The sequence below is a fragment of the Bdellovibrio sp. MYbb2 genome, assembly GCF_056175685.1.
Window position 1 is genome coordinate 48,757 of sequence record NZ_JBJKJI010000004.1, and the last position, 23,976, is coordinate 72,732.

General features: G+C 50.2%; 24 protein-coding genes. 9 read left to right on the plus strand and 15 right to left on the minus strand.

Annotated elements, in window-relative coordinates; genetic code table 11:
• The 3 genes from AC04MQ_RS16900 to AC04MQ_RS16910 all read right to left on the minus strand — a co-directional run bounded on the left by AC04MQ_RS16900 (position 1) and on the right by AC04MQ_RS16910 (position 6,406).
• Positions 1-2,670, minus strand: coding sequence for a hypothetical protein (locus AC04MQ_RS16900; protein ID WP_475392657.1), 2,670 nt, complete (start codon positions 2,668-2,670; stop codon positions 1-3).
• Positions 2,671-2,842: 172 nt separating this feature from the next.
• Positions 2,843-4,207 (minus strand): MFS transporter, encoded by a 1,365-nt coding sequence (locus AC04MQ_RS16905; protein WP_015091418.1) that lies wholly within the window; start codon positions 4,205-4,207, stop codon positions 2,843-2,845.
• 111 nt (positions 4,208-4,318) lie between these two features.
• Entirely contained in the window at positions 4,319-6,406 is a 2,088-nt protein-coding gene (locus tag AC04MQ_RS16910) for an AarF/ABC1/UbiB kinase family protein (RefSeq protein WP_475392658.1), read from the minus strand.
• 163 nt (positions 6,407-6,569) lie between these two features.
• Here AC04MQ_RS16910 and AC04MQ_RS16915 point away from each other — a divergent pair, with 163 nt between their 5' ends.
• Positions 6,570-7,019 (plus strand): YaiI/YqxD family protein, encoded by a 450-nt coding sequence (locus AC04MQ_RS16915; RefSeq protein ID WP_475392659.1) that lies wholly within the window; start codon positions 6,570-6,572, stop codon positions 7,017-7,019.
• A 5-nt stretch (positions 7,020-7,024) separates the two neighbouring features.
• Here the strand turns inward: AC04MQ_RS16915 and AC04MQ_RS16920 are convergent, their stop codons facing one another.
• Positions 7,025-7,816, minus strand: a complete 792-nt coding sequence (locus AC04MQ_RS16920) for an MOSC domain-containing protein (protein WP_015091421.1) — start codon at positions 7,814-7,816, stop codon at positions 7,025-7,027.
• 135 nt (positions 7,817-7,951) lie between these two features.
• On the opposite strand from AC04MQ_RS16920, the gene AC04MQ_RS16925 reads away from it, so the two are divergent.
• Positions 7,952-8,515 carry a hypothetical protein gene (locus AC04MQ_RS16925; protein ID WP_475392660.1) on the plus strand — a complete coding sequence of 188 codons (564 nt, stop codon included), beginning with the start codon at positions 7,952-7,954 and terminating at the stop codon, positions 8,513-8,515.
• Positions 8,516-8,604: 89 nt separating this feature from the next.
• Here AC04MQ_RS16925 and AC04MQ_RS16930 read toward each other — a convergent pair whose 3' ends face one another.
• Positions 8,605-9,576, minus strand: coding sequence for a deoxyhypusine synthase family protein (locus AC04MQ_RS16930; protein WP_015091423.1), 972 nt, complete (start codon positions 9,574-9,576; stop codon positions 8,605-8,607).
• Between the two features lie 136 nt (positions 9,577-9,712).
• Positions 9,713-10,765, minus strand: coding sequence for a class I SAM-dependent methyltransferase (locus AC04MQ_RS16935; RefSeq protein ID WP_475392661.1), 1,053 nt, complete (start codon positions 10,763-10,765; stop codon positions 9,713-9,715).
• 141 nt (positions 10,766-10,906) lie between these two features.
• On the opposite strand from AC04MQ_RS16935, the gene AC04MQ_RS16940 reads away from it, so the two are divergent.
• Complete coding sequence (locus AC04MQ_RS16940) at positions 10,907-11,743, plus strand: hypothetical protein (protein WP_011164772.1); 837 nt, start codon at positions 10,907-10,909, stop codon at positions 11,741-11,743.
• Positions 11,744-11,899: 156 nt separating this feature from the next.
• Positions 11,900-12,673, plus strand: coding sequence for a hypothetical protein (locus AC04MQ_RS16945; RefSeq protein WP_475392662.1), 774 nt, complete (start codon positions 11,900-11,902; stop codon positions 12,671-12,673).
• An 8-nt stretch (positions 12,674-12,681) separates the two neighbouring features.
• On the opposite strand, the gene AC04MQ_RS16950 is transcribed toward AC04MQ_RS16945, so the two are convergent.
• From AC04MQ_RS16950 to AC04MQ_RS16960, 3 genes are read right to left on the minus strand one after another with little or no spacing between them, the layout of a single operon-like run.
• Entirely contained in the window at positions 12,682-12,828 is a 147-nt protein-coding gene (locus AC04MQ_RS16950) for a hypothetical protein (RefSeq protein WP_417864305.1), read from the minus strand.
• Positions 12,825-13,679 carry a tRNA threonylcarbamoyladenosine dehydratase gene (locus AC04MQ_RS16955; protein WP_417864306.1) on the minus strand — a complete coding sequence of 285 codons (855 nt, stop codon included), beginning with the start codon at positions 13,677-13,679 and terminating at the stop codon, positions 12,825-12,827. Before AC04MQ_RS16955 ends, AC04MQ_RS16950 begins: the two co-directional genes overlap by 4 nt.
• A complete protein-coding gene (locus AC04MQ_RS16960) occupies positions 13,657-14,466 on the minus strand; it encodes a TatD family hydrolase (protein ID WP_475392663.1) in 810 nt (269 codons plus the stop codon). The genes AC04MQ_RS16955 and AC04MQ_RS16960 overlap by 23 nt, the downstream gene beginning before the upstream one ends.
• A gap of 80 nt (positions 14,467-14,546) precedes the next feature.
• Between AC04MQ_RS16960 and AC04MQ_RS16965 the strand changes: the two genes are divergently transcribed.
• Positions 14,547-15,605 (plus strand): hypothetical protein, encoded by a 1,059-nt coding sequence (locus AC04MQ_RS16965; protein WP_475392664.1) that lies wholly within the window; start codon positions 14,547-14,549, stop codon positions 15,603-15,605.
• A gap of 55 nt (positions 15,606-15,660) precedes the next feature.
• Here AC04MQ_RS16965 and AC04MQ_RS16970 read toward each other — a convergent pair whose 3' ends face one another.
• Positions 15,661-16,299, minus strand: a complete 639-nt coding sequence (locus AC04MQ_RS16970; protein ID WP_015091431.1) for a DedA family protein — start codon at positions 16,297-16,299, stop codon at positions 15,661-15,663.
• Between the two features lie 132 nt (positions 16,300-16,431).
• On the opposite strand from AC04MQ_RS16970, the gene AC04MQ_RS16975 reads away from it, so the two are divergent.
• Positions 16,432-17,283 carry an RluA family pseudouridine synthase gene (locus tag AC04MQ_RS16975; RefSeq protein ID WP_038449630.1) on the plus strand — a complete coding sequence of 284 codons (852 nt, stop codon included), beginning with the start codon at positions 16,432-16,434 and terminating at the stop codon, positions 17,281-17,283.
• On the opposite strand, the gene AC04MQ_RS16980 is transcribed toward AC04MQ_RS16975, so the two are convergent.
• Entirely contained in the window at positions 17,280-18,200 is a 921-nt protein-coding gene (locus AC04MQ_RS16980) for a hypothetical protein (protein WP_011164780.1), read from the minus strand. The two genes, AC04MQ_RS16975 and AC04MQ_RS16980, sit on opposite strands and share 4 nt — an antisense overlap.
• 149 nt (positions 18,201-18,349) lie before the next feature.
• Between AC04MQ_RS16980 and AC04MQ_RS16985 the strand changes: the two genes are divergently transcribed.
• The 3 genes from AC04MQ_RS16985 (at position 18,350) to AC04MQ_RS16995 (ending at position 20,231) form a co-directional block, all read left to right on the plus strand.
• A complete protein-coding gene (locus tag AC04MQ_RS16985) occupies positions 18,350-19,537 on the plus strand; it encodes an endonuclease/exonuclease/phosphatase family protein (RefSeq protein ID WP_475392665.1) in 1,188 nt (395 codons plus the stop codon).
• A gap of 177 nt (positions 19,538-19,714) precedes the next feature.
• Positions 19,715-19,996 (plus strand): BrnT family toxin, encoded by a 282-nt coding sequence (locus AC04MQ_RS16990; RefSeq protein ID WP_041577746.1) that lies wholly within the window; start codon positions 19,715-19,717, stop codon positions 19,994-19,996.
• Positions 19,980-20,231 carry a hypothetical protein gene (locus tag AC04MQ_RS16995; RefSeq protein WP_015091436.1) on the plus strand — a complete coding sequence of 84 codons (252 nt, stop codon included), beginning with the start codon at positions 19,980-19,982 and terminating at the stop codon, positions 20,229-20,231. The genes AC04MQ_RS16990 and AC04MQ_RS16995 overlap by 17 nt, the downstream gene beginning before the upstream one ends.
• 47 nt (positions 20,232-20,278) lie before the next feature.
• Here AC04MQ_RS16995 and AC04MQ_RS17000 read toward each other — a convergent pair whose 3' ends face one another.
• From AC04MQ_RS17000 to AC04MQ_RS17015, 4 genes are all read right to left on the minus strand, one after another.
• Complete coding sequence (locus AC04MQ_RS17000; RefSeq protein ID WP_148278813.1) at positions 20,279-20,512, minus strand: hypothetical protein; 234 nt, start codon at positions 20,510-20,512, stop codon at positions 20,279-20,281.
• Between the two features lie 4 nt (positions 20,513-20,516).
• Entirely contained in the window at positions 20,517-21,470 is a 954-nt protein-coding gene (locus tag AC04MQ_RS17005; RefSeq protein ID WP_015091437.1) for a hypothetical protein, read from the minus strand.
• An 83-nt stretch (positions 21,471-21,553) separates the two neighbouring features.
• Positions 21,554-22,732 (minus strand): THUMP domain-containing class I SAM-dependent RNA methyltransferase, encoded by a 1,179-nt coding sequence (locus AC04MQ_RS17010; RefSeq protein WP_080602389.1) that lies wholly within the window; start codon positions 22,730-22,732, stop codon positions 21,554-21,556.
• A gap of 168 nt (positions 22,733-22,900) precedes the next feature.
• Positions 22,901-23,965, minus strand: coding sequence for a hypothetical protein (locus AC04MQ_RS17015; RefSeq protein ID WP_475392666.1), 1,065 nt, complete (start codon positions 23,963-23,965; stop codon positions 22,901-22,903).
• Positions 23,966-23,976 lie beyond the last annotated feature (11 nt).

Consider the following 23,976-nt stretch of genomic DNA (forward strand, 5'->3'; position numbering starts at 1 on the left):
TTAAGGATGATAAACGCAGCGATATCCGCTGTTGGTCAGAACCGCTGTCACATCCGCAGCACGCTTGGCGCTAAAGACCCCGGCGGAATTGCCATCCCCAGTTCCGCCACCGCGCCAGACACCCGTCACCGCCGAGTTGCTGAAATCAATCTTACCAAAACCACAGTACTCTGGTCCACCGACTCCACTGCAAGTCACGGCCGTTGTACCAAATGCCAGATTCAGGGCATCACCAGTGTTCTGGGCTGGATACACATAGGCCGGGCTGTAGATGACACTATTGGTGTCTTTGATCGCTTCCATGGCATTACCCGCGAAATCCCAGATGGTCTGACCGTAAGGAAGCGTGTGAGTTCTTCTTAAAGCATTGCTCGTACAAAGAGCCGTATTCGGCGCGCAGACGTCCCCACCCGTGGCAGACACTGGAGACCCGGTCTGATTGTTCCCGCGACGCAAAAGTCCTGAGCCATAAATCCCGCTGGCCCAGTTTCCTGCCTGCTTCGCAATCAGATCGGCCACCGCACGCCATTCGGCATTGGTGACCAGATCATAGCCTGCCCCCAATGAAGTACAGCGCGAAACGGAACCCATATTGCTTAGACTTTCAGGCACAAGATCAGCAATAAAGCGCGGGCGCGCGGAACCGTCGTTCTTAGCTTCATACTGACCGATACAGAACGGATTCGCCACAATACCGGCATTATGAACATAGACAAATTCCGCCGGGCACGAGAAAGCCACAAAGTTATTGGTCAAAGTGCTGCTATAGTTCCCCATTGGGTCTTTCAGACGCAGACTCATGGAATAAGTCAGACCGGGCTGCAAAGCTGTCGACAATGAAGAGAATTTCACCGGACTTGTCACCTCAACCCAGTCGCGAATGACGGCCCCGTTGGACTGCTGCTGCAGGCGAAGTTCCGCCGTCAACACATCCGGATCCGAGGGGAAGGTGAAATTCACAAGGGGTGATTCCGTGTACAGCGGAGCAACAGCCCCCAAAGTAAACGACGGAGCAACGTCCGGCCCCTGGGCGTCGACTTTCACGTTGGATGCTTTAAGGCCGTTGGCACCCGTATCAGCCGGCAACGTCATAGAAGCCTGCACAACTGGGTTGGCATTGTCGACAAGACACCCTGCACAGTTACTAAGGCTCGTGGATGTCACCCCCAGAGGGTAAGCATAGTTTCCGGCAAACACCACATAGTTGAATTGCAGTGTTCGCTGGTCCCCCTGCAGCGAAGCCGCCATCACCAGGACTCCGGTATTCAGAACCATGCTGGGCAGGTTCCCACCAATGACCCTCAGTTCACGATCATACTCGACACGAAGACTGATCGTGGTGGAGTTGCCGTAGTGAGCCCCGGGAACTGTCGCATAGACCCGGGTGATTTGCGGAACCGGGAAATCCGTTGTGAATGCAAATCCGGTATTTGACGCCGCCGTCTTGTTGCCATTGGCATCAACCGCAAAGACATAAATCTTATAAGTTGAGTTCTGCTGAAGCACGCAGGCAGAGAAATCAATAGTCGAAGCCGCCACAGTTTTATCACACAACGTGGTGGTACCACTGCTGTCTTTAATATAGGCCTCGAACTGATTGAAATCTGATGGCATCGTCAGATCGACCACAGCACCCTTGTCGCGAAGGAATGCATCTGCTGTCACATCAGCACCTGCCGTCGTGCGAACCCCGGTAATTGTGAATGCGCCAGGACCAACAAGGTCCACGATAACATTCACCAGATTAGACATCCCCTGATTGCCTGCCCGATCGAACTGGGAAGCACGGATCGTTGGGAATCCATTGCCAGCCAGGAAATCAACTGTAAAAGTTCTCACTGCCGAGCAGGTCACTTCGCGTACAACTGAATCCAGCTGCACCGAAACCGGCATTAAATCTTCAGAACATGTTCCTTGCACCGTGATAGTGGTGTCAGCGTTGATAGTTGATTGGGTGAACTTGGTGTTATTGACTGGTGACGTGATCTCCACCTCCGGAGCCGTCAAATCAACCAAAACCTCTTTCTGCTCGAAACCAAAAACCCGGTAAGCGCCCGTGGACATGTGGTTGACCGAAATATTGGTCACACCATCACCCAAATTACTTTTCAGAGTCACCGCTGCAGAAAAAACACCGCCAGAACAATTCGCACTTTGTGGTCCGCCCTCGAAGGGTCCGGTCAAATTCACCACGCCACCGTCGATTTCACAGGTGCCGCTGATTTCGTAGTTTTGATTGCCCAGCTTCAAAGTGTTAATACTTTCCGCGGTCAAACTGACACCCGGAGCAAAAATTATCAGTGAAAGGGTCTTGTTGAAAACAAACGTCTCCCCCTCAAGATTCTTCACATACCAGCGGATCTGGAAATCGTGAGCGGCATCCCCGGCAACGGTGGGTGTTTCATAAGGGAAGATATGTTCTAACGGCAGTTTGAAAGTGGCTTTACCGGCATTGGCACAGTCGACCTTTGCCCCTGTCGCAAGCTCCGTGACATCACGCCACACCTTGGTTTGTGGATTTTCGGCTTCGATCTTTTCAATGGAGCGGTCACAGGTGATGCTAAGATCCACCCCGTCGGCTGAAGCTCCCAACTCGAAAGATCCCGTTCCCGTAAGATTGTCGATCGTGAACTCGCCCTTGCCGTTGATGGCTTTGTTTAAGAAGTCCATTTACAGCGTGCGTTCGGTACAGCCCAAAATCAAAATAGACAAAAGCAGCAGACTGGCTGCTGCTTTGGTTTTCTTTAGAATTTCGGTCACTTCCCGCCTACCAACGTGCATGTTTATCTTATCGGAGATTGTGGAAAGCGACCTGAGTATCAAATTGAGAATCTGCGTCCAGTTAGTGCCAACGAACGTTCCGGTCTTCTTTGATAAAGATCATACCAATGGCGAAAGTCATCAGCGCAATGGATATCGGATATATTAAGCCGGCGAAGTGGTTCCCGGTAGAAGCCACAATCGCCGTTCCGATGAACGGAACCAAGCCTCCGAACACCCCATTCCCGATATGATATGGAAGAGACATCGAAGTATAGCGAATTTGTGTCGGGAAAAGTTCGACCAGGAAGGCGGCGATCGGTCCATACACCATCGTCACATAGATGACCTGAATAAATACCAACAGAGTCAACATCACGACGTTGGGATTCACTGCCGTCGCCAATGGATCTGCCGGGTTCCAGCCAGAATAACGTTCCATCGCCTGATAGATCGGATAGTACGTCAGCGCCGCGATCAGACACCCCGCCATCATGATATTCTTGCGCCCGATTTTATCAGACAGCCCGCCGAACACCACAAAGAACGGAGTTGCAAACAACAACGCCACCGCGATGATCTGATTGGCCACGACGAAATCGACCTTCAAAACTGTCTGCAAATAATAAAGAGCATAGAACTGACCGGTGTACCAGACAACTCCCTGCCCGGCCGTGGCCCCCAGCAATGCCAAAATAACCAGACGGCGATTTTCAGGATGCAGAAAACTGTCCCGCAATGGACTTTTCGAGGATTTGCCTTCGGCCTTCATCTGAATGAACACCGGGGATTCCTGCATCTTTCGGCGTATTAAATAAGACACCAAAACCAGAACCACCGACAGCAGGAATGGAATCCGCCAGCCCCATTCCTTAAAGGCGTCCTCACCCATCGTCAGACGGGTCAGCAGAATCACGCCTAGGGAAACAAACAGCCCCAGAGTCGCGGTAGTCTGAATAAAGGATGTATAAAAGCCCCGCTTGCCATCAGGGCTGTGTTCAGCCACATAAGTGGCCGCCCCACCGTATTCGCCCCCTAATGCCAAGCCTTGCAGCAAGCGCAGAACCAATAACAGAATCGGCGCCAGAATCCCAATTGTTTCATAGCCCGGCAAAAGACCAATTGCCGTGGTCGCAAGACCCATGATCAGCAACGTGACCATAAAGGCGTACTTACGCCCGACCACGTCTCCCACCCGGCCAAACACCAACGCACCAAAAGGACGAACAATAAAGCCCGTGGCGAACGTTGCCAACGTACTTAGCAACGCCACTGTTTCATGACCTTTAGGGAAAAATTGAGCAGAGATAATGGTGGCAAGACTTCCGAAGATATAAAAGTCATACCACTCAATCAGAGTTCCGGCGCTGGACGCCCCAATGACTTTCCAAATTTTACTTTTATCGAAGACGGCCTTGCCCGCATCTTTGACAATAGCTGTAGCCATGAACGTTCCCCTCCTGATTTTTACCCATTTTGATCAGGAGCGGGGAACAACAACAAACAAATTCAATGACGATTTCAAAGTATTAATTAAGGGACTGTCGAAGCGCAGTCCCTAGTTGAACACCATTTCACAGCGAATGACCGCCGCCGGTGTCGCCGCTTTTGCCGGAATCACCTTCGGCGAAAGACCCAGCATGTCTTTCATTTCAATCCATCCAAGCTTCACAAGCTCTTTGTGAGAGATCTTGCCCTCAATCGCCAAAGCCTTGTAAACGCGTGCCGGGTTTTTAACGGCCATACTCTTCATCAAAGAGCTGATGGACATCGTGCTGCCAGCATCCGTCAGCAGTTTATTCACGATCACGATACCGCGGTTCAGACTGACGAACTCATACGGCAGACGAAGCCCCAGATCCATCACCCATGCAGTCCACATTTCCATCGTCAGTGGCTGTTCATACCCGTGGCGGATGTTGTGCATCTTGGCCTCGATCATGAACTGAAGACGGCTTTGCGTGATTGTGCTTTTCTGCTTGTCAGCGATATTCCAGAAAGCACGAGCCATGGTTTCAGAGTTTAACAATTCAGTCCCTGCGCCCAACAGCATGACTTGCGTCTGCATGTCACGACTGATCACTCCGCCCATTCCGTAATCCAGAATGTTGACGATGATTTTAGGCTCGGTCACCTGGATCATGAAGTTCCCCTGGTGCAGATCCGAATGATAGAATCCGCCGCCAAACATCACTTCCTGAGCCCAGACGCGGGCCATTTGTTCGATGATCACACGTTTCATGTCAGGCGCAATGTCCTTGTAAATCGCGACTTCTTTATCCAGTTTTTTTCCGATGACCAGTTCTTGCACCATGAACTTAGAGCCTTTTTTACCGTCATAAATCTTCGGCACATGGAACTGGATTTCGTTTTTATAGTCTGGCGTGTTCATGAACGCCATTTTTTCATAGCGAGTCGCTGCAAGCTTTTGGCGAGCCACCGTATCTTCCTGACTTAGTTCTGCCAAAACAGTGTCGGTGATATCCTGCACCACCGGAGTCAGTTTCGGAGCACCCGTTTTACGGAATTCTGGGTTTGAATCCAGAATTTCAGCCACATCCATCAGGATGCGTTTGTCTTCTTCCACACGGTCTGCGATGCCGGGCTTGATGAAACGAACAACCACGTCGCGGCGCTCGCCATCAATAACAACCTTCGCACGGTGAACCTGAGCCATCGTTCCGACACCCAGGGGTTTTCTTTCAAAATAGTTGAACTTGTAATTGCCGTTTTCAGAACTCAAAAGCTTTTCAACCTGAGACCACGGTACCGGGCGCACCGAGTTTTCAAGGCCGCGGAAGACCTCAACCATGTCTGGCCCCAGATCCGCCTGACGAGCCACCACCTGAAGCAGCTTTTGCAGTTGCGGACCGCTGTTTTGAACCATCAGTTCAAACTTTTTCATTTCCGGCATATTCAGATCACTGCCCAAATAAGAAGACACGATCAGCTTTTTTGAAGCCGGGCTTAGACGTCTGAAATATTCGCTGAACATCGTCTGCAGGAAGATCTTCATCGTCGCATCCTGCTGCTGACCCAGCTTGGATTCTGCGATCTTTTCACCCACGCGATCCAGTTCTTTCATCTTTTCAGTTAACAGAGCATCACTTTCAGCCAAAACCCAGCCTTCAGCCAGCTTCTGGCCTTCCGGGTTTTGCGCCAGAGCCATCACCTGGGCCGCCAGGGCTTCCATCGGCATCTTTTGTTCAAGCTGGTCCTGAGGAACCATGTCCTTCAGTTTTTGCTGCTGCCATTCAAGATAGGTTTCAATCTGCTTTTGCACGCGCGCGCTGTCGGAAGTATAGGTGCGCATGGCTTTGGCACCACGGGCTTCGATCATTTCCAGATCCAAAGACACGCTATGGGTGTTGGGCCATTCGCCTTTATGAAGTTTCAGGAATTCATCGAAATTGCGCACTTTAACGGTTTCAACTTCTGCCTGATAAACGGAAGAGAAATAGTTTTTGGCTCTTTCCAGAATCTGTTCTTTGTTGTCGGCCGTTTCCCCTTGGGCCATCAGGGCATAGGTCAGCGCCAGTCTTTCTTCAAAAGACAGATGCAAGCCGACTTTTTCAGGCGTCACCGCCCAGGCAAAGCGACCAAGGATCAGTATGAATAATATCAAGAAACGCAACTGTCTCAACATGATACACCCTTAAATTAGATAATTCAGGGATCTAGCTGCACAGTTTGGACCCGGCGGGTTTTGTGTTTTATAAGATCTGATATGGTTAAGAAATTGGCAGTGCCCCAGAAGTGTCACGTTCTACTGCCTTGACCGGGTTCATTTTTGGTCTGAAACTTCAGTGATGCTGAATATATTTATTGATGCTGACGGATGCCCAGTTAAAGAAGAAACCTACAAAGTGGCTGAGCGCTATCAACTGAAGGTCTTCGTCGTCGCCAACAAATACCTCAACGTCCCGCAAGATTCCCGCATCGAAATGATTGTGGCCTCAAGCGACTTTGATGCCGCCGACGATTGGATCGTAGAACACACGCAAGCCGGTGATATCGTCATTACCGCCGACATCCTGTTAGCTGAAAGATGCGTAAAAAAACAGGTTCGAGTCATAGGAACCAAAGGTATCGAATTCACCGAAGACAGCATCGGCTCTGCCGTTGCCACCCGCGAACTAATGCAAAATCTAAGACATATGGGAGAAGTTCGCGGCGGTCCGGCACCCATGGACAAAAAGGACCGTTCAAAGTTTCTAAGCACTCTGGATCAGGTCATTCAACAGCTTAAACGCAAATAAATGAGCTACTCCAGCACGTCCAGAGCATCACCCAGCTTAATCACGCCGGTGTTTTCCGGAATCCACAACGTACCGAAAAATACGGAAGTTCCCTCGCGACGATAGCCAGCCAGGGTTTTCAAAGGCTCAGGCCCGTTGGCAACACCTGTCGCCTGATCAATCGTGGTGATCGTGCAGCGCGAACAGCGCTTGGGTTGCGAAAACACCACGTCCCCGATGCGGATCTTTTTCCATTTGTCTTCCTCGAACGGAACGTTGCCGGAATAAATGATGTTGCCGCGGAAGCGATCCATGGTGACCGGGGTTTCCAGTCGAGAATTCAGTTCATCCAGACTTTTGGTGTTGATCAACTGAACAGGTCTGCCGTCAGCAAAGCGCACTTCCGGTTTCCATGCCTTGTCAGTAGAAAGCACACGGCGCTGGGAATACGGTGCATAGCGCACCAGACGGCAGTTCACCCCCAGATACTGGGACAGGGCCTGGGAATACAAGTCCGGCTCTAAAGCCGCTTCAAAGGTGTCGTTCCAGACCTGCACCTTGACCTGACGTTTGAAAGAATTGTTGGTGGAAATTTTAAAGAACATCTTTTGAAATCCAACGGTCAGGGCGGTGTCTTCATAAAACACCTCGACAGTCGCAAGCTTTGGAAGCGTGCGCTGGGAAATAAATTTACCGTTTTCATCCACCAGCATCCACTGACGATCCCCAACCGGCCCCTCATGGGTCATGGTCATCTGGTTGATCTTTTGCGCACGAGCGGATTTCAGAGGATAGATGCAAAGCTGTTCAATTTTCATGGGACTATGCTTTCTCTTTGCAGTCCTTATTGCAAGCCATGACTACCCGCCGCCATGTATGGAGCCATTCTGTCCCCTGAAAGGCTGGCCCCGCAGTTGCAATAAATCCTCTTCGCCACTGGGAGGGGCAAAAAAATGAAAACCATCATTTTCACATTGATCCTTGGAATCTTTCTTCAAGCCACAGCTTTTGCACAAAGTGAAGGCACACTGGAACAACGTATCGCCGACCTGCAGGCCCGCATGGAACAGGCACAGAGCACGGATGAAATGCTGGCTCTTGGTGATGAGCTGATCGCCTTGACGGATGAATACATCGCCCGACACCCGGTCAAACCCGCCCCCGTTATCCCCAATGAAGTTCGCACAGTGAAGGCCGACAAATTCGGCGCCAGCCGCCACACGCTGGATGTCTGGGGTTCTTACCGCAAGATCATCATCCGCTGCGTGGAAGGACAAGTTGTCTTTGAAAACACTCCTCGAGTCATCGCCCAAAGCGAAGAGCGCGTGACAATGAACTATATCTATAAAATGAGAGCCGGTGAAACCGTGGAGTTTGATCTGGGTCACTACATCTTTGATCGCCACTTCGGCCAGAGATACTCTGAAACCCTGGATGTGCGCAGCCTGATTCTGGATATTTCCAGCCCGAACATCATCGGCAGCCGCGGCCGTCTGGAAATCGAATTCGTTCGCTAAAAAAGAAAAAGGGCGCCGCTTCCGGTGCCCTTTTCTTTGATTTCAGAGATTTTCCAATCCCCAATTTCCAATTTTTAATCTCTGCAGGACTACTTACCCATTACATAAGCGAAGATCAGAGGCGCAACGATAGTTGCATCGGATTCAACGATGTAGCTAGGAGTTGTCGGAGCCAGTTTACCCCAGGTGATTTTTTCGTTCGGAATCGCACCAGAGTATGAACCGTAAGAAGTTGTAGAATCAGAGATCTGAGCGAAGTAGCTCCACAATGGAATGTCTTCGTGACCCAAATCCTGTTCCAGCATTGGAACAACGCAGATTGGGAAGTCGCCGGCGATACCGCCACCGATCTGGAAGAATCCCACGGGTGCTTTTTTTGAAGCACTCATGTACCACTCAGCCCAGGTTTTCATGTACTCGATACCACCTTTAACAGTGGTGGATTTTTTGATGTCACCTTTGATGATGTGACCAGTGAAGATGTTACCCAAAGTGGAGTCTTCCCAGCCTGGAACAACCATTGGAAGGTTCTTTTCAGCAGCCGCCAGCAACCAGGAATTTTTTGGATCGATCTGGTAGTACTGGTTCAATTTGCCGGAAAGAAGGATTTTGTACATGAATTCATGCGGGAAGTAAGACTCACCTTTAGAGTCAGCATCCTGCCAGTATTCAAGAACCACGTTCTCGATACGACGGATAGCTTCTTCTTCAGGGATGCACGTGTCAGTAACACGGTTCAAGTGCTTCTCAAGCAATTTTTGCTCGTCAGCCGGAGTCAGATCACGATAGTTCGGGATGCGCACGTAATGATCGTGAGCAACCAGGTTGAACACGTCTTCTTCAAGGTTCGCACCTGTGCAAGAGATCGCGTGAACTTTACCCATGCGGATCATTTCAGCCAAAGAAAGACCCAGTTCCGCTGTAGACATGGCACCTGCCAAAGTCACCAGCATCTGGCCACCGTTATCCATGTGAAGTTTGTAGCCTTTAGCAGCATCTTTCAATGCAGCGGCGTTGAAGTGACGGTAGTGATGATCGATAAACTGAGTAATTGGACCCATGAGTTCTCCTTGTAGCTTTATTCAAGTGGCAAGGAAACTACCAGAAACAAAGCAAAACACAAGTCTAAAAACTTGAGTCCTTTTGGAGTGTTACCCCGTTTCCGGGATTTGAAAACATCAATTCAAAAAAACGACACTACTCTGAGGGTTTACGCGCCAAAAGGGCTTTGGCAAAAAATCCCTGATCCTTATGCAGCCCCTCAAAACCGGCCGCGATCATGAGGCCTTCCATCGGATTTTGGGTGTAGTTTTTGTAAAACGGCTCATGGAAATCCACGGGGAATTGCTCCAAAGCCCACTCAAATTCGTGAGTGTCCTCTGCCTGCAGGGAATCCACCAGCCCATAGGCCCCGCCCGGTTTCAACACGCGGAAGCCTTCGGCAATCACACGACGACGGATTTCATGAGGCAGTTCATGGAACATAAAGCAGGAATAAACCAGATCAAACCTGGCATCCTGGAACGGCAGCTCTTCCGCCGCCCCTTGCACAAAATCCAGGCGGTCAAATTCATGCAGATTATCCTGGGCTTTTTTCAAGTACGGATAACTTAAATCCAACACTGTGATCTTGGCCTTTGGGTATGCAAGCTTCATGAATCTTGTCAGGCGCCCCGTTCCCGCTCCGACTTCCAAAAAATGCAGACCAGCGCCGTCACCAGGGTGAGTCTGTTTTGCCAAGGGGATAATCAGGCGTCTCATGGCATCGGCAGAACCCGAGAACAGGATTTCAACCTGATGCTCGTACAGTTCGGCGGATTCCCTAGTCAGATAGCCTCCGGTTTGAAAGTGGAAGTTTCGCTGATAGTACTCGGGCAGATCCTTCATGAAGTTTTCAGCTTCGCCATCAAAGTCATGGGCGGACTTGTCCTTGCGGCGTTTGGCGATGGAATACCCATCATAAATGATTCGCGGATAGCGCATGAAGTGGCGGGCGACGGTTTCAGGTTTTAAAACCTCCACCGGGTAAATTCCTTGAGCGATATTTTCGCTGTCTTTTTTTAAAAGCCGGAAAAGCTCGCGGTACGCCAGGCGCAGCTTGTGCGGATCGATGTTTTTGTGAGGTTTCTTGCCACCCGTGGTGATAAATTCAAACAATGGCAGGGTCCACTGCTGGGCGGCGAAGCCCGCTGAACGCGCCAGTGAATACCCCAGAGTGATTTTGTCCTGATAAGGAATCTTGATCTTCATAGACAAGGCCTCCTCGAATTATTTTACCGCTGGAGTGTGGAAAAAAACAAGAAGCCCTCCTTGTGATTCCCGGTGTCACTTTGGTTTGGCACAAAGGTTGTAAGGTCTTTCTTGCCTGTAAATGCTGTCACCACAAAGGAGATGTTTGTGCTTTTCAGAACCGCCACTGTCAGTTTGTTGATGTCCCTGTGTTGTTCCATCTCTCTGGCCGCTGACGACGCCAAAGTCAGCCGCAGCCTTGAAGAAATCACCGTTGCCAAAGAGCAAACTCGCCTGGTCATGGGCCAAGTCTCCAGTCCGGACCAGAAAGAACGCCTGCGCTATGTGAGCGACCGCCTAACTTCCGCTGAAGAGCTTCTGCGCCAGGCCCTGGGTGGTGGCGGATCTTATCCTCCCCCGCCGTCTTACGGATCGGTGGAACTGTTCCGCTCCGACTCCTGCTCTGGCAGTCTGATTGGCACTGTCAGTGCGGGTTCCAGCTGTGAAAGATTTTCTTCTGCTGGCGACACCTGGGCTGTTCGCATCAATGGACAGTGTTTAAATATCTCTGACACCTCATCCGTGAAAGCCTGCGAATCATTCAAAGGCGGAGCAGATCCTCGCGCCATCACAATCTTCACTTCTGACTCCTGCTCGGGCAATGCGATCGCCGCTGTCAGCGCAGCTTCTCGATGCGAAAACTTCGAAAGCACTGGTTCCAGCGCATGGGCCGTGAAAATCGATGGCAAGTGTCAGAACATCAGCGACACCGCACCCGCCAAGGCGTGCGAAGCCTTTAAAGGGGCCAGTACACCGGGCGCTGTGAAAATCTTTAACTCTGATTCCTGCTCTGGAAACATGGTAGCGGCGGTGGACTACAACACTCGTTGCGAGAACCTCAGAGGCCTGCCGGCTGCGTGGGGAATTGAAATCAATGGCCGCTGTGAAAACATCAGTGACCTGGATATCGTATCAGCCTGCGAACGATACAGACCGTAAACAGCATCTCTCGAAGGCCCGCCCCCAGCTTGTGGCGATCCATGATTGTCTCAAGCTGGGTCGTTCCCATCACGACCGGGAACGAAATGCGCGCAATCATACGGGTTATCCTATTAAAGCCTCGTGTTTGCTCCGATAAGTTATACCGGAGGCCTTATGAACTTTCGGTACGTTCTGCTCTGTCTTTCATCTGTCTTTTTTTCAACCGGTTGCGTGCTTCAAGCGCACCTGATTCCAGCCATTGCCAACGTGGAAAATGAAGTCAATTTGGGCTCGTCGCAAAGCGGATTCACGGCCGTATTCAAAGCCAACAACACACCCCTGTTTGGAATTTATGATGAAAACACGACCGCCGCTGTGCTTACCGGCATTTGCAAGCCCGGCAATCTTGTCGTCATTCTGGGAGCTTACGGAGTCACGCAAAAAAGTTCTATCTTCTGTCCTGAGAATGGTATCTGGTCCGTCGACTTCGATATGAGCAACCTTGCGGGTTACAGTTCCAGCGACTCGATGCAACCGATCACCGCGGGCACCCGAGGAACCTCAAATGTTTCCGTCGACATTCGCTTCACATATTCTCCGACAACGATTCCGGCCGCAGGCGCGGACTCCAGTATCAGCAATCAAAATGGAAAGAATTTTCTATTTCTGTTTGTTGGCGGCACAACCAGCACCGGAGGATTTTCCCAGGCCATCTCGCACATCGGGCTGACGCAGAAAGCACAGTATCAGTACCGCATGGAAATTTATCGATCCGGATCGGCTCTTTTGAGTCTTGGGACCAAAGACAGCATGAAAGATGCCATTGAAGTTCCCGGGTCGTACACTTGGCAAAATGGCGACACCGTGAAGGTGACGCCATTTGATTCTTCCGGAGACAAAGCCAGTATCAACATCGCGATACCAAATCCGGCCGGTGTCGGTATTTAATTTGGAATTTAGTTTTGAGCAGAAGCGGCTGCAGTAGCGGCCGCTTTTCTTTTGGCTTTGCCCTCTTTGTACCAGTGCCAGAAGGTGACACCCAAAAAGCCGAAGCTGAACAAAATAATCAAAGTTATCAGGATGAACCAGGCTAGAACGATCATGCTTTTGCCTCGTTCTGAACTTGAGCATGGATTTCATTCACGATGTGGGAAGCCATGGCCAAACCAAAAGCCCCCGTGACATAGCTTGCAGTCCCCCAGATCACATTACGGCTGTCACAGTTGTGCAGATCGTTTTGACCTTTAGGGCACACGCATTTGAAACCCTGACCGTGGTCGTATTTCAGTTCCACCGGCTGAATCGGAGTTTCATCCGAGAAAATGCAAGGAATGCCGAAATTCTTTTCCGGGAAATCATATTTCTGGCGCAGCATTTTGCGCACTTGCGCCGCCATGGGATCAACATACGTATCAGCCAGGTCAGCTTTCTTGATGCGAAGTGGATCCATCTTCGCTGCAGAACCACCGGAAGTGATGACTTTGATACCGCGCTCACGGCAGGTCGCCAGCAAGTGGGTTTTTGCCGTCAGGTTATCGATGGCATCCACGATATAGTCCGGCTTATGGGACAACATCATTTCAGAATTTTCAGCGTTGTAGAATTCCGGAATCACAGTGACGGTGTTCTGCGGGTTGATTTTGCGCAGACGCTCGCCCATCACTTCGGCCTTCTTTTTACCCACCAGGCCTTGCAAAGCATGCAACTGGCGGTTGGCGTTGGTGATGCAGATTTCATCGAAATCGATGATCGTCAGCTTGCCGACGCCCGAACGAGCCAGGGATTCCGCAGCCCAAGAGCCCACTCCGCCCAAACCAATCACCATCACGTGAGTGTTGAAAAGGCGTTTCATCACCTCGTCTCCAACCAGGCGCCCCATACGATCGAAACGGCGGTGCAAAACGTACTCAGTTTCCTGAGGTTGAGGCAAATTAGGTGATTGTGTGGTTTCCATGAAAAAGTCTCCGAAAGTTTGCAGTAGTGATATCTAATATTTCCAGAGGATCAAGTGATTTTAGCTCCCCTATAGTTCTTGCCACCTCCCAGATGCTTTCTGGGGGATTTAAGCGGCCTTTATAGGCAGGAGGCCCCTGATCCGGGCTGTCACTTTCAATTAAAAGCTGTTCCAGGGGAATTTCACGCACAGCCTGATGCAGTTTCTGATTGTCCGGGCGACACACCGGGCCTCCAATGGACAGCATAAGGCCCCTTTGCAGGAGCTCCTGCGCCTTATAAGCACTGCCATTGAACGAGTGTACCATGCCTTTTTGCTTTGGCAGCCCCCACACGTCCATGATCTTAAGACTTTCCTCGTGGGCTTGCACCAGATGCAAAACCAAGGGCTTCCCCGTGATATGTCCCAGTTCCAACTGTTGCTCAAATACGCCAATCTGGCGCTCCATCGAGTCTTTCATGATATGGGGGCGGAAATCCAAGCCCAGCTCCCCCAAACCGTCGGCTTCGGGCAGTGCCTGCGCCAGCAGATCCAGAGCCTGCTCACATTCATCGTCTTCATGAGCCGCAACCCAGTACGGGTGCAGTCCAAAACAAAGGCCGATGTGGCTGGGATAACGAGCTTTGATTTCACGCTGGCGTTGCCAGTCCTCGGGATCAACCCCGCCTTGCATAAAGAAGGCGATGCCCTTGGTGCGGGCCTCGTCGATAATAGTATCCACCTGTCCCTGCCATCGCAGGTCCGCAAGGTGTCCGTGAGCATCGATCCAATAGCCAAATCCAACCATAGGTCTAGGTTATATCCTGAAAACCCGGACTCGAACAAGGCCGCAGTTCAACCGATAACAACAGACATGTAGGAGTATGTATGAAGCATAAAAGCTTGCGTTTGGGTTTTGATGTCACCATGGAAAAGGGTTCCACCTGGAAACCCGTCAAGGTTCAATTCTGGAGTCAACCATCTGCTTACGATAAATTCAAAGCCTCTGAACCGTTCAAGTACATGTCTGACGCCTTGGTAGGATTGTCTCTGGTCAAATTGAATCACTACATCAAAAGCCCGGTGGCAACTCCCCACCTGGATTATAACTTTGCGAGCGAAGCCTGGAAGGCATTGGATCCACACACCGAGCTTTACGAACGCTCTTTGCCACGCGTGCGTGCATTGCAGTCTCACATCGCGGTTGTGAATCCGGAACTGTGTGCCGAGTTTGAATCCAACTTCAATGAACACTTTGAAACGGCCTTGAAACCCTGGGGTGTGGACCTGACGGCTTTGTGGCCGCTTCTGGACAGCTTCAGCTGGTTTGAAACCAAAATGGGTCAGCCGTTGATGTATAACTTCGGTTTGAACTTCTCCAAACCGTTTGTCGACAAACTTCAGTATCTTTACTCTTTCCTGTACAACCTCAGAAGCCTGGTGGCTGTGGATCACAACGCTCACGTTGAAGACCCATCCCATGAAGGTGTTAAAGTGGACGCCATCACCGACTATCTGCCGCGCGCGGAATATGTGGTGAATGATGCCTTATTGTACTGGAACTTCAAAAAGTTCTCTCAGCCGTTTGCGGGCCCTAAAACTCCGGACAGCCGTGTGGAAAAACTGCTGGTGAACCCGATGGAAAAAGCCTTCCATAAGTATTCCCACAATGCCTGCCACCTGGTGGACAATCTGCCGAAAAACTTCATCGAATCTTTGAGCCCGATGGAGCTGGAAGAAGCCTTCTATCTCGTTCAGATGGACTGGTTGCTGGGTTCCCCTGCTGGTTTGCTGTTCAAAATCCGCGAAGAGATCTTTGCCCTGCAAAGTGGCTATGAGAAAATCTTCTGGAAGGACGTGGAGCCTAAATTCCACTCAAAACCCGTCAGCCTGCACCTGTGCTGTGAGGTGACTCCGGAAGCGGTCTTCGGCAGCAACGCTGCGTAAGATGTTTGCTTGCATTAAAAACTAAAAAGCCCAGCTTCGAGCTGGGCTTTTCTTTTTAGCGACTGGCAGCGCGGGTCGACCAGCGCTGATGGATTTTCTTGGCGACAAAGTAAATAACCAATAGACCGATGATTCCGAAAAGAACCAGCTTGAACTGACGCAGGTACTTCAGGATCGGCTCTCCGTAATGCGCCAGCAGGTAAATCTGAGTCGGCACGCTGATCAAGGCCGCGATACCGTCGATAACCAGGAACTTCCACACTGGGTATCTCAACATCCCGCAGGCCAAGTGACCTGGGAAACGCAAACCCGGAGTGAAACGGAAGATACCACAAGCATAGGCGCCGTATTTGTGAGTCCACTCTTCCACACGTTTCATCATGTGCTCAGGGAAGAACTTGTGAACTCTGGGGTGATACAGAAGCTTTCGTCCAAACACCCTTCCTATCACATAGATCAGGGTGTCACTGGCCACGACGGCCGTAAAGGCTATGATGGCGGCGGTATGAACATTGACGACAGGGGCGCCCTCATAAGGGGGCGGGAAATGCGCAGGGTGGGCACCCATAAAGGCCAAAATACCCACGCTAATCAGGGTGACTTCTTCCGGCAGCGGGAAACCAACGGCAGATAATGCCATCATCGCGATCAAACCGGCGTAAACCATCCCCGGCTGATACGCAAACTGAGACATCCATTGAAATATTGGCTCGTTAGCAAACTCCAAGCTGCATCTCTCCTTGAGGACCTTACTATGGATGAAACTGTCTCACTTGAACACCCTTGCTACACCGTGCTATGAGTGTTTCTAACAGAAGATTGAAATATGCAGAGTGCCAGAGGATTTGAATACGGAGTTAGACATATATTAAGCCCCCAAGCGGGTGGGCTTTGTGATGTATTATTAGGCAATCTGGAACTTGATCGTGAACAAATTGAGTTTCTTCTGCATCTGGGTGCCATTTACCACAATCATCAGCGCACGACAGAAGATTCCTCGGTTTCTGTTGGCGACTATATCAGGGTCCATACTAAACCACGACGATTCACCGCCAACGACGGTCAATGGAGATCCCGTATCGTCTTTGAGAACGAACACTTTGTCGTCGCCAACAAAATCTCGGGCCTGCCGGTTCACGCGAGCGTTGATAATCTGCATGAAAATCTTCAGTCGTACTTGCAGCAGACTCTCCATCAAAACGTCTACGTCACTCACCGTCTGGATGTGCCCACGCGCGGATTGATTGTCTATGCGAAATCCCCTGAGTTTCAGACTGAGTTCAACAAATTGCTGATCGCGCGTGAAATGAACAAGATCTATCGCGCCCGCGTCCAGGGGCACAGCCTTTCCACCGGATTGCTGCAACATTATATGGAGCCCTCCCCGCGTGCACCGAAAGTGGTCAGCAAAGAACTGCAACCCAAGTGGCAGGAATGCCTTCTTGAGATTCTTGAGTTTTCAAAGCTAGAAAACGAAATGAGTGAAGTGCGCATCAAGCTTCACACCGGGCGCACGCATCAGATTCGCGCGCAGCTATCAGCAGAAGGTCATCCCATTGTGGGCGATGTGGCGTATGGAGCTGTGAAAGTCTGGGACGAGGAAAGAATCGAACTTGAAGCCTGTGAGCTGGCGTTTACCAACCCGCTCACAGGGGAACATCACGAATTTAAAATCTAGAACAAGAACGCGTTGGTCATTACGAAGTACTGTGTGTTTTCCGGCTGACCGAAGGCGATGTCTTTGCCACGGTAGGAATTCAAAGTCGTCGTATTAGTTGCTCCCACCAGGAAGCTGATGCCACGAACCGGGCGAATACCAAGGCTGATTTGATAAAACGCTTTGGTCACGTGACGAGGCTCGATGCCTTCGATTGTGGAAGAGTGATACCAGTCTTCTTCAATCCCGATACGAGGTTTGAAAGAGAAGTACTTGTTGATATCAGCAACCACTTCAAGGAAGTGCTCCAAGGAAGCCTGTTTGTTCGCCTGACGAGGGTCGGAAACATAGTTCCCGTCATCGAACTGAGGCATGTCATAGTTGAAGCTCGCCGTGCGGCTCTGCCAGTAGTAATCCGGTTTGATGCCGTAGCTGATGGAAGAGAATCTGCCGATAGAATATTCCAGATAAAGTTCCGCACGGAATTTTGCGATCAGGCCGGAGTCTTGAGAGAACTCACTGGTAGGAAGGTAAACTTTCGCGTTACCAGAAAGGTCGATGTCACCGATATAACCCAGGTCATACATGGAATAAACCAGATGCACATCTGACAGCATGGTTTCAGACTTTACCTGATCGCCGTATTCATTCTGACCTGCAGTATTGAAAATGAACGGAACACGCAAAGAGGCTTTTTCATCTGCGTTCACTTTGTAGTTCATGCTGATGTAGGTGTAGGAGTCCTGAGAGCGGCCGTCAGTTTGTTCCTTGCCGGGCTTCATGTTGGCCTGGGAAACCACGTTGAAAAGGGTGAAGTTCCAGTTTCTGCGCAAAGTATCGCCGACAGACATCACCATGCTTTCTTCGCGCTCTTGAGCTTGAGCGAAAGGGGCAAGACAGGAGAAAACAAGGGAAAGTGCCAGGGCCTTTTTAAACATGGAAGCTCCTTAAGGGATCAAATTCGCTGGAAATATGCCATAGTGCGCCACGTTACACAATAGCGAATATTTAGACAGTATGAGTCTCAATAAATTCCTAAAACTCTTTCAACTTGAGTCCCCTGTCCCCTTCCCTTACAACTGAGGACATGAAAAATTTACTGCAACTTAAGAACCTGACCCTTGCTCTTCTTCTGTCCCTTCTTGTTGGCTGTGCCGTCACCTTCAAAAAGGCCGAGTTTAGCCTACCACCGAAGGCCGCTGACGAGGTTTCCGTGATGTCGTTCAACGTCGAAAATCTGTTCGACACGACCCACGATGAAAACCGCAATGACTACACTTATATGCCATTGGCGGTGAAACAGAAGGATCCGAAAATTGTTCAAGCCTGCAAAGACACCAACGACAGCTCTTACCGCGTGTCCGAGTGCCTTTCCACGGACTGGAGCGAGGAGCAGCTGGATAAAAAGCTGCAAAACCTAAGTAAGGTTGTACTGGGGGTAGACGGCAACGGCCCTGACGTTCTGATGCTGATCGAAGTTGAGAACGAAAACGTTCTGAACATCTGGAATAAAAAGCACCTGCAAAAAGCCGGTTACAGCACCGTGGTTCTGATCGAGGGCCCGGACAAGCGTGGTATCGACCTGGGCTTGATGTCCCGCCTGCCAGTGGTTGGAAAACCAGTCCTGCACCCGATTCCTTGGAAACCCAAAAACGATGAAGACAAAAAATGGATGGAAGCATCCCGTGGCGTTCTGGAAGTGACCCTGAAGGCGCCTAATGGCGATCCTATCACCTTCCTGACGGCCCATTTCCCGTCTCAGGCCAACCCGACCTACTGGCGCCAACAGGCTGCGGAATTCGTGGCTAAATTGATCAAAGACAAGGGGCCGGACACCATGGTTATTGCCGGCGGTGACTTGAACATCACCCACGAGGAAGAAAGCAAAGAACACATCTTCCGTGACACCTTCAGCCCGGTGGGTGACGTTTCCCACTTTGTAGGCTGCAAAGAGTGCCCGGGCACACATAACTATCGCAAGAGCTGGTCTTTCCTGGATGCGCACATCTATTCCAAAGCGCTTCTGGAAAAAGGTTCTGGCAGCTATAAAATGGAACCAAACACCATCGATGTGATCCGCTACGACGACGTTCACCTGAAAAAGGGCAAATACCCTCTTCGTTGGGATTACGACCGTCAGATCGGCGTGGCCGATCACTTCCCGCTGTATGTTCGTCTGAAACAGCGTGGCCCGGCGAAAACTCCTGTTAAGGATGAAGCCGCCGCAAAAGAAACAAACCCCGCTAAAGACGCTAAAAAGACGAAAAAGAAGTAGTCTTCAGACGCTCAAAATAAAAAAGCCGCTGATCAAAGATCGCGGCTTTTTTTATTGCCGAATCACGCACCATTCTGCTCCCCAAATCGAATCTATTCTTCCTCGCACTTCCCCCACTTCTTGCAAAATCTCCTTATTGAAAAAGTATATACATTGTATTACACTAAGGAGGTCGCTTTGGAATTCGAGTGGAACTCGTCCAAAGAGAGGATTAACCACAAAAAGCACGGCATCTGGTTTGACGAAGCGAAGACCTGCTGGTCAGACAGCCATTCACTGGAGTTCTATGACGAGCCTCACAGCCAATCCGAGGATCGCTTTTTAAAGCTAGGGTACTCATTAAAAGGACGCCTGCTGATGACATCCTTTTGTGAGCGTGTACATGGCAATACAATTCGTCTTATCTCGTCCCGCAGGGCCACCGACAAGGAAAGAGGATTTTATGAAGAAAGAATATGATCTTAAAAATCTGAAACAAAAGAAAAGCCGTACTGTCTCCAAAGACGAGGTGGGCAAGACACTTATCAGCATGCGCATCAACACCAACGATCTGGTTGATCTTAAAACTGAAGCTGATCGGCTTGGTATCCCCTATCAAACTCTTATGGGAAGCATACTGCATCGATATATAACCGGAGAGCTCCTGGACAAAAAAGGCGCAGAAATCCTAAAGATGATCAAAGACGTCTCTTAAAAATAAAAAGCCGCAGATCAAAGATCGCGGCTTTTTTTGTTCAGACTCTATTCCCAGCGAACCAGACTATTGAGTTCTTGTATCGCCTTATTTACTGCAACCTGTAAATTTCCAGGTAAGGTATTAATATCAAGCGACTTTAAGACCACTTGAGCTTCGCCAACCAGTTCGCCCCCGGTTGAGGCTCCTTCAATGGCGTCCTTAAGAGACCGGGCTTCTGTCGACATCCCGGCCTTTTCCAGCAAGTCCACTATTGTGTAGAGATTCTTGATATGTTGCACGGACCTAGTAGATAAGCATCAAAGAAAGATCAATCGTCGGACGCGCGCCACAAGCACCGTAAGTGGACTTGAAGCTGGACTGAGTTACTTCAATGCCTTCAGCTGTAGAGATCATGTTCTTCGGGTTTTTACCCTTCATCACGGTATCAAAGATCGCCACGTTACAAAGACCCTGAAGCTCAACAGACATTTTTTCGGCCTTCATGGAGGAAGTCCAAGGTTTCTTGCCTTCTTCTTTGATGTAGTCCAGTTTCGCATCAGCCTTTTTAACTGTGGCCTTGCCCGCCAGAAGTTCTTCCAAAGAAACTTCCAGTTTTTCAGAGAACTCATACTGCTCGCGTGTCGCCGCGTTTTTCAGACGACCATTGATAACACCTTTAGCAGTGATGCTGACTTTCAGAACACCGTTTTCATTCAGGGCTTCAACAACTGCTTCGTCTTCGTTCATGTTCACGAAGGTTTTTTCCAGATTCTTCTGATCCAGAGAATTGCGGGATTTTTTGGAAACAGCTTTCACCGTCGCAACCTGACCATCAACATAAGTCACATCGATGTCCCAGGTTTTAGTCAAAGTATTCGCGAATTCACCTTTGGATGTCGTGTAAGCTGTAACCACTTTATCAGCCACCAGTTTCACAGTGTCGCCACCGTCATCACGCTTGGTCACTTCCGCCTTGTAAACAGACTTGTTAACGTCCTGGGAATCCAGAGCGTAACGAAGCACTTCCAGACCTTCCAGCTGCTTACCTACGATAAGTGTGGTGCTGGAGAAAGAACCAAACTGGAACTTAAAGCCCTGTTGGCCGGCTTTTTTGTTCTTATTGTTCTTACGTTCGTTCTGCGCGATGATTTTTTTACGAACGGCATCAGAAGTAACCGCTTCGTCTTTCGGCGTACAGGCTGTCGTCAAAAGTGCAGATGAAATAAATAGGACTGAAAGTAGTTTGGCTGTTTTCATGGAAAAGGAATGTAGCCGGAAAGGACCTTTTCCGCCAGTGGGTCCGTCGATTCCTTCAATAATTCTAACCAATTCCTGAAAATTTACAGACGTGTCAAAACAGTGAACAGGCAGCGCAAGCCGCCATTGTTGATTTTAACCTCTTTAAGCAGTTTATAGCCTGCTGGCACCGTCCCAAGGCGCTCTTTTTCAGGGTAAAGAATACCCAGCTTCAGGGGATTATGACGCTCACAGAGAAGCTTGGCCAGGGCCTTCAGGCCCCCGCTTCCAGCCACCGGAAGACGTTCTCCGTAGGGCGGATTTACCACCAGCCACGAAGCCCCGACATCCTCACTGACCTCCAAAGAATTGCCATGGATGAACTTGTGAGGCGCTTTCACAAATGCCGCCTTTTGCACGGCTTGAAGCTGACGCTCGACTTCACTGAAGTTTCCTTCCGCCGCCGGAATCATGTCGGCATCAATATCCAAGCCCACATAAGCCCTAAAAGGATGCGCTGCTGGCAGCTTGTAATTCAGAGCAAAACTGGAGGACTGGAAAAGCTTCGGGGCGCGCTTCCATTTTTTGAAAGCAAAGTCCCGGACAAACTGACCGGCCCACAGGGCGCGCGCCTCGCACAGGAAGGTGCCTGAACCCATCATTGGATCCAACAATGTGATCTGAGCTGTTTCCGCAGGGCTGCTGTTACCGATGATTTCTTTCAGCAGGATCGCCGCCAAAGTTTCACGCAAAGGAGCTTCACCTTTAAGTGTCGCCCAGCCGCGCTTGTGCAGATGCTCGCCCGTGGAATCAAGGCTGATCGTGCAGGTGTCATCATCCATGCGGATATAAATGCTGGCGCAGGTTTCTTTGCCTTTAACACCTTTGAACAACTCTGTCAGGGCCGCTTCGGCACTTTCCTGCAGACGCTTTTCATTATTCAGACGACTTTTTTGCGCAGCCACTTCCCACTCGACATGGGCGTGCGGCAGGAAATCAATCCACGGCAGGGATTTGAATTTCTGATAGAACTTGGGCAGATCTTTCGCCTTAAACGAAGTCATGCGCAGTAAAATACGATTGGCCGTTTTCAGGAAAAAATTCAGCTGCAACCCAATGAACAACTCCGTCTCGAACTCGAAACCACCCTCAAGCACAGTGACTTCCGGGAACGGCAAAGAGTGAGGTTTGGCGTCTTTCCCCAACAGGAACGGCCAAACTTCTTTCATTTCAGCCAAAGCCAACTTTTCAAAATCCAATGGTGTTGCAACGAAAAATCTCATGGGATCAACCTACACTGGCCGACGCACCATCGCCAGAAAAAACAACCAGGCACCTTTTCAAGGCCCCAGATGCAAGGCGGAGGAGGCCCGCGCAGCGAAGGCGTGCTTTCGGCACGTCGTAGCGAGCAGGCCGAACGACAACGCCGTCAGATGGGGTCTTGGCTGCACTCAGAAACGCCAGTAGGCATCGAATAAAAGGTAGTAGCCGTCTTCCGGGGCGTATTTTAGCGAGGTGATGTCGGTCGAGTTCAGCGAGAAGCTTAGATGGAACTGGTCCCAGATCTTAACATAGCTGAGATAACCCCCGACAGCTTTGGATTCGAAGTTGTACGACGGCCCCAGCAAGACGCGATCCCAGTCGTCGAGAATAAATTCATAGCCCGTCTGGAAAGAGCTTGTTCCCAGGGACTTGATCGCGGTGGCATTGGCGGCGTCTTCAAAGCTGAACAGGGCCACGGACAAAAGCGTGTGCGAAACCACACTTTCGGAAGAAATCGAATCCCAATAGATATTCAAGTTCAAGGTCGAACGGTTTTCATTCGGAATGCGCGCAAAGTTCAAACCGCCGGCAAAGTTGTTGGAAGCGGACTGATACAAGCGCGTTTTGATCGTGGCATTGTAGGCACCCAGAATGTCCGCCGGGATGATGGAAGAAACCGTCAGCCACTCTTTCCAGCCATAGTTCACCTGACCAAACCACGTGATCAGGAATTCATCCTCCCACAGGGTTTCGGCCGTCTCACCCACCGCAATACCTTGGGTGAACAAAGGCTTGTATTTGGACGAGGTTTCTTTCGTGCCCTTTTTGATAATCAGGTCGGTAGTGCCTTTATAACGATTGTTTTCAGAGCTTAAATCCAAATGCATGACCTGATCGCCAATCTGGATAAAGTTCATGCGGGACTGGCGCTGAAGCTCGCAAATCAGCTCATAGGTGCCGTCTTGCTTGTTCTCGATGCCAGTAATTTCAACAAAGCCGACGATGCCTACAGAAGGCGTCTGGGACTCAATGGCGACCATTTCACCAATGTACCAGTCACTGGCAGTTGTAATCACACGCAGGGTCTTATTATCTATGAAGGAATCAATGCGCCCGCGGGCTTCGGGCTGGGGCTTTGGCATTTCCATCGCGGGTTCGCGCAGAATAATAGGAACCTCTTCATCCATCGAGGATGAAGCCTGTGCCATAAAGGACACAAAACAGATTGTCAGCACCAGAATAAGCCGCAGCATGTTCCGGAGCC

Bases quoted from the DNA above. Each gene is read 5' to 3' on its own strand.
- AC04MQ_RS16955 (WP_417864306.1), bottom strand. From the start codon at position 13,679: ATGGAAACCACACAATCACCTAATTTGCCTCAACCTCAGGAAACTGAG.
- AC04MQ_RS16985 (WP_475392665.1), top strand. From the start codon at position 18,350: ATGAAAAATTTACTGCAACTTAAGAACCTGACCCTTGCTCTTCTTCTG.
- AC04MQ_RS16995 (WP_015091436.1), top strand. From the start codon at position 19,980: ATGAAGAAAGAATATGATCTTAAAAATCTGAAACAAAAGAAAAGCCGT.
- AC04MQ_RS16915 (WP_475392659.1), top strand. From the start codon at position 6,570: ATGCTGAATATATTTATTGATGCTGACGGATGCCCAGTTAAAGAAGAA.
- AC04MQ_RS17010 (WP_080602389.1), bottom strand. From the start codon at position 22,732: ATGAGATTTTTCGTTGCAACACCATTGGATTTTGAAAAGTTGGCTTTG.
- AC04MQ_RS16950 (WP_417864305.1), bottom strand. From the start codon at position 12,828: ATGATCGTTCTAGCCTGGTTCATCCTGATAACTTTGATTATTTTGTTC.
- AC04MQ_RS16970 (WP_015091431.1), bottom strand. From the start codon at position 16,299: ATGTCTCAGTTTGCGTATCAGCCGGGGATGGTTTACGCCGGTTTGATC.
- AC04MQ_RS16975 (WP_038449630.1), top strand. From the start codon at position 16,432: ATGCAGAGTGCCAGAGGATTTGAATACGGAGTTAGACATATATTAAGC.
- AC04MQ_RS16965 (WP_475392664.1), top strand. From the start codon at position 14,547: ATGAAGCATAAAAGCTTGCGTTTGGGTTTTGATGTCACCATGGAAAAG.
- AC04MQ_RS16945 (WP_475392662.1), top strand. From the start codon at position 11,900: ATGAACTTTCGGTACGTTCTGCTCTGTCTTTCATCTGTCTTTTTTTCA.
- AC04MQ_RS17015 (WP_475392666.1), bottom strand. From the start codon at position 23,965: ATGCTGCGGCTTATTCTGGTGCTGACAATCTGTTTTGTGTCCTTTATG.
- AC04MQ_RS16940 (WP_011164772.1), top strand. From the start codon at position 10,907: ATGTTTGTGCTTTTCAGAACCGCCACTGTCAGTTTGTTGATGTCCCTG.
- AC04MQ_RS16935 (WP_475392661.1), bottom strand. From the start codon at position 10,765: ATGAAGATCAAGATTCCTTATCAGGACAAAATCACTCTGGGGTATTCA.
- AC04MQ_RS17005 (WP_015091437.1), bottom strand. From the start codon at position 21,470: ATGAAAACAGCCAAACTACTTTCAGTCCTATTTATTTCATCTGCACTT.
- AC04MQ_RS16980 (WP_011164780.1), bottom strand. From the start codon at position 18,200: ATGTTTAAAAAGGCCCTGGCACTTTCCCTTGTTTTCTCCTGTCTTGCC.
- AC04MQ_RS16900 (WP_475392657.1), bottom strand. From the start codon at position 2,670: ATGGACTTCTTAAACAAAGCCATCAACGGCAAGGGCGAGTTCACGATC.
- AC04MQ_RS16910 (WP_475392658.1), bottom strand. From the start codon at position 6,406: ATGTTGAGACAGTTGCGTTTCTTGATATTATTCATACTGATCCTTGGT.
- AC04MQ_RS16930 (WP_015091423.1), bottom strand. From the start codon at position 9,576: ATGGGTCCAATTACTCAGTTTATCGATCATCACTACCGTCACTTCAAC.
- AC04MQ_RS16920 (WP_015091421.1), bottom strand. From the start codon at position 7,816: ATGAAAATTGAACAGCTTTGCATCTATCCTCTGAAATCCGCTCGTGCG.
- AC04MQ_RS16925 (WP_475392660.1), top strand. From the start codon at position 7,952: ATGAAAACCATCATTTTCACATTGATCCTTGGAATCTTTCTTCAAGCC.
- AC04MQ_RS16960 (WP_475392663.1), bottom strand. From the start codon at position 14,466: ATGGTTGGATTTGGCTATTGGATCGATGCTCACGGACACCTTGCGGAC.
- AC04MQ_RS16905 (WP_015091418.1), bottom strand. From the start codon at position 4,207: ATGGCTACAGCTATTGTCAAAGATGCGGGCAAGGCCGTCTTCGATAAA.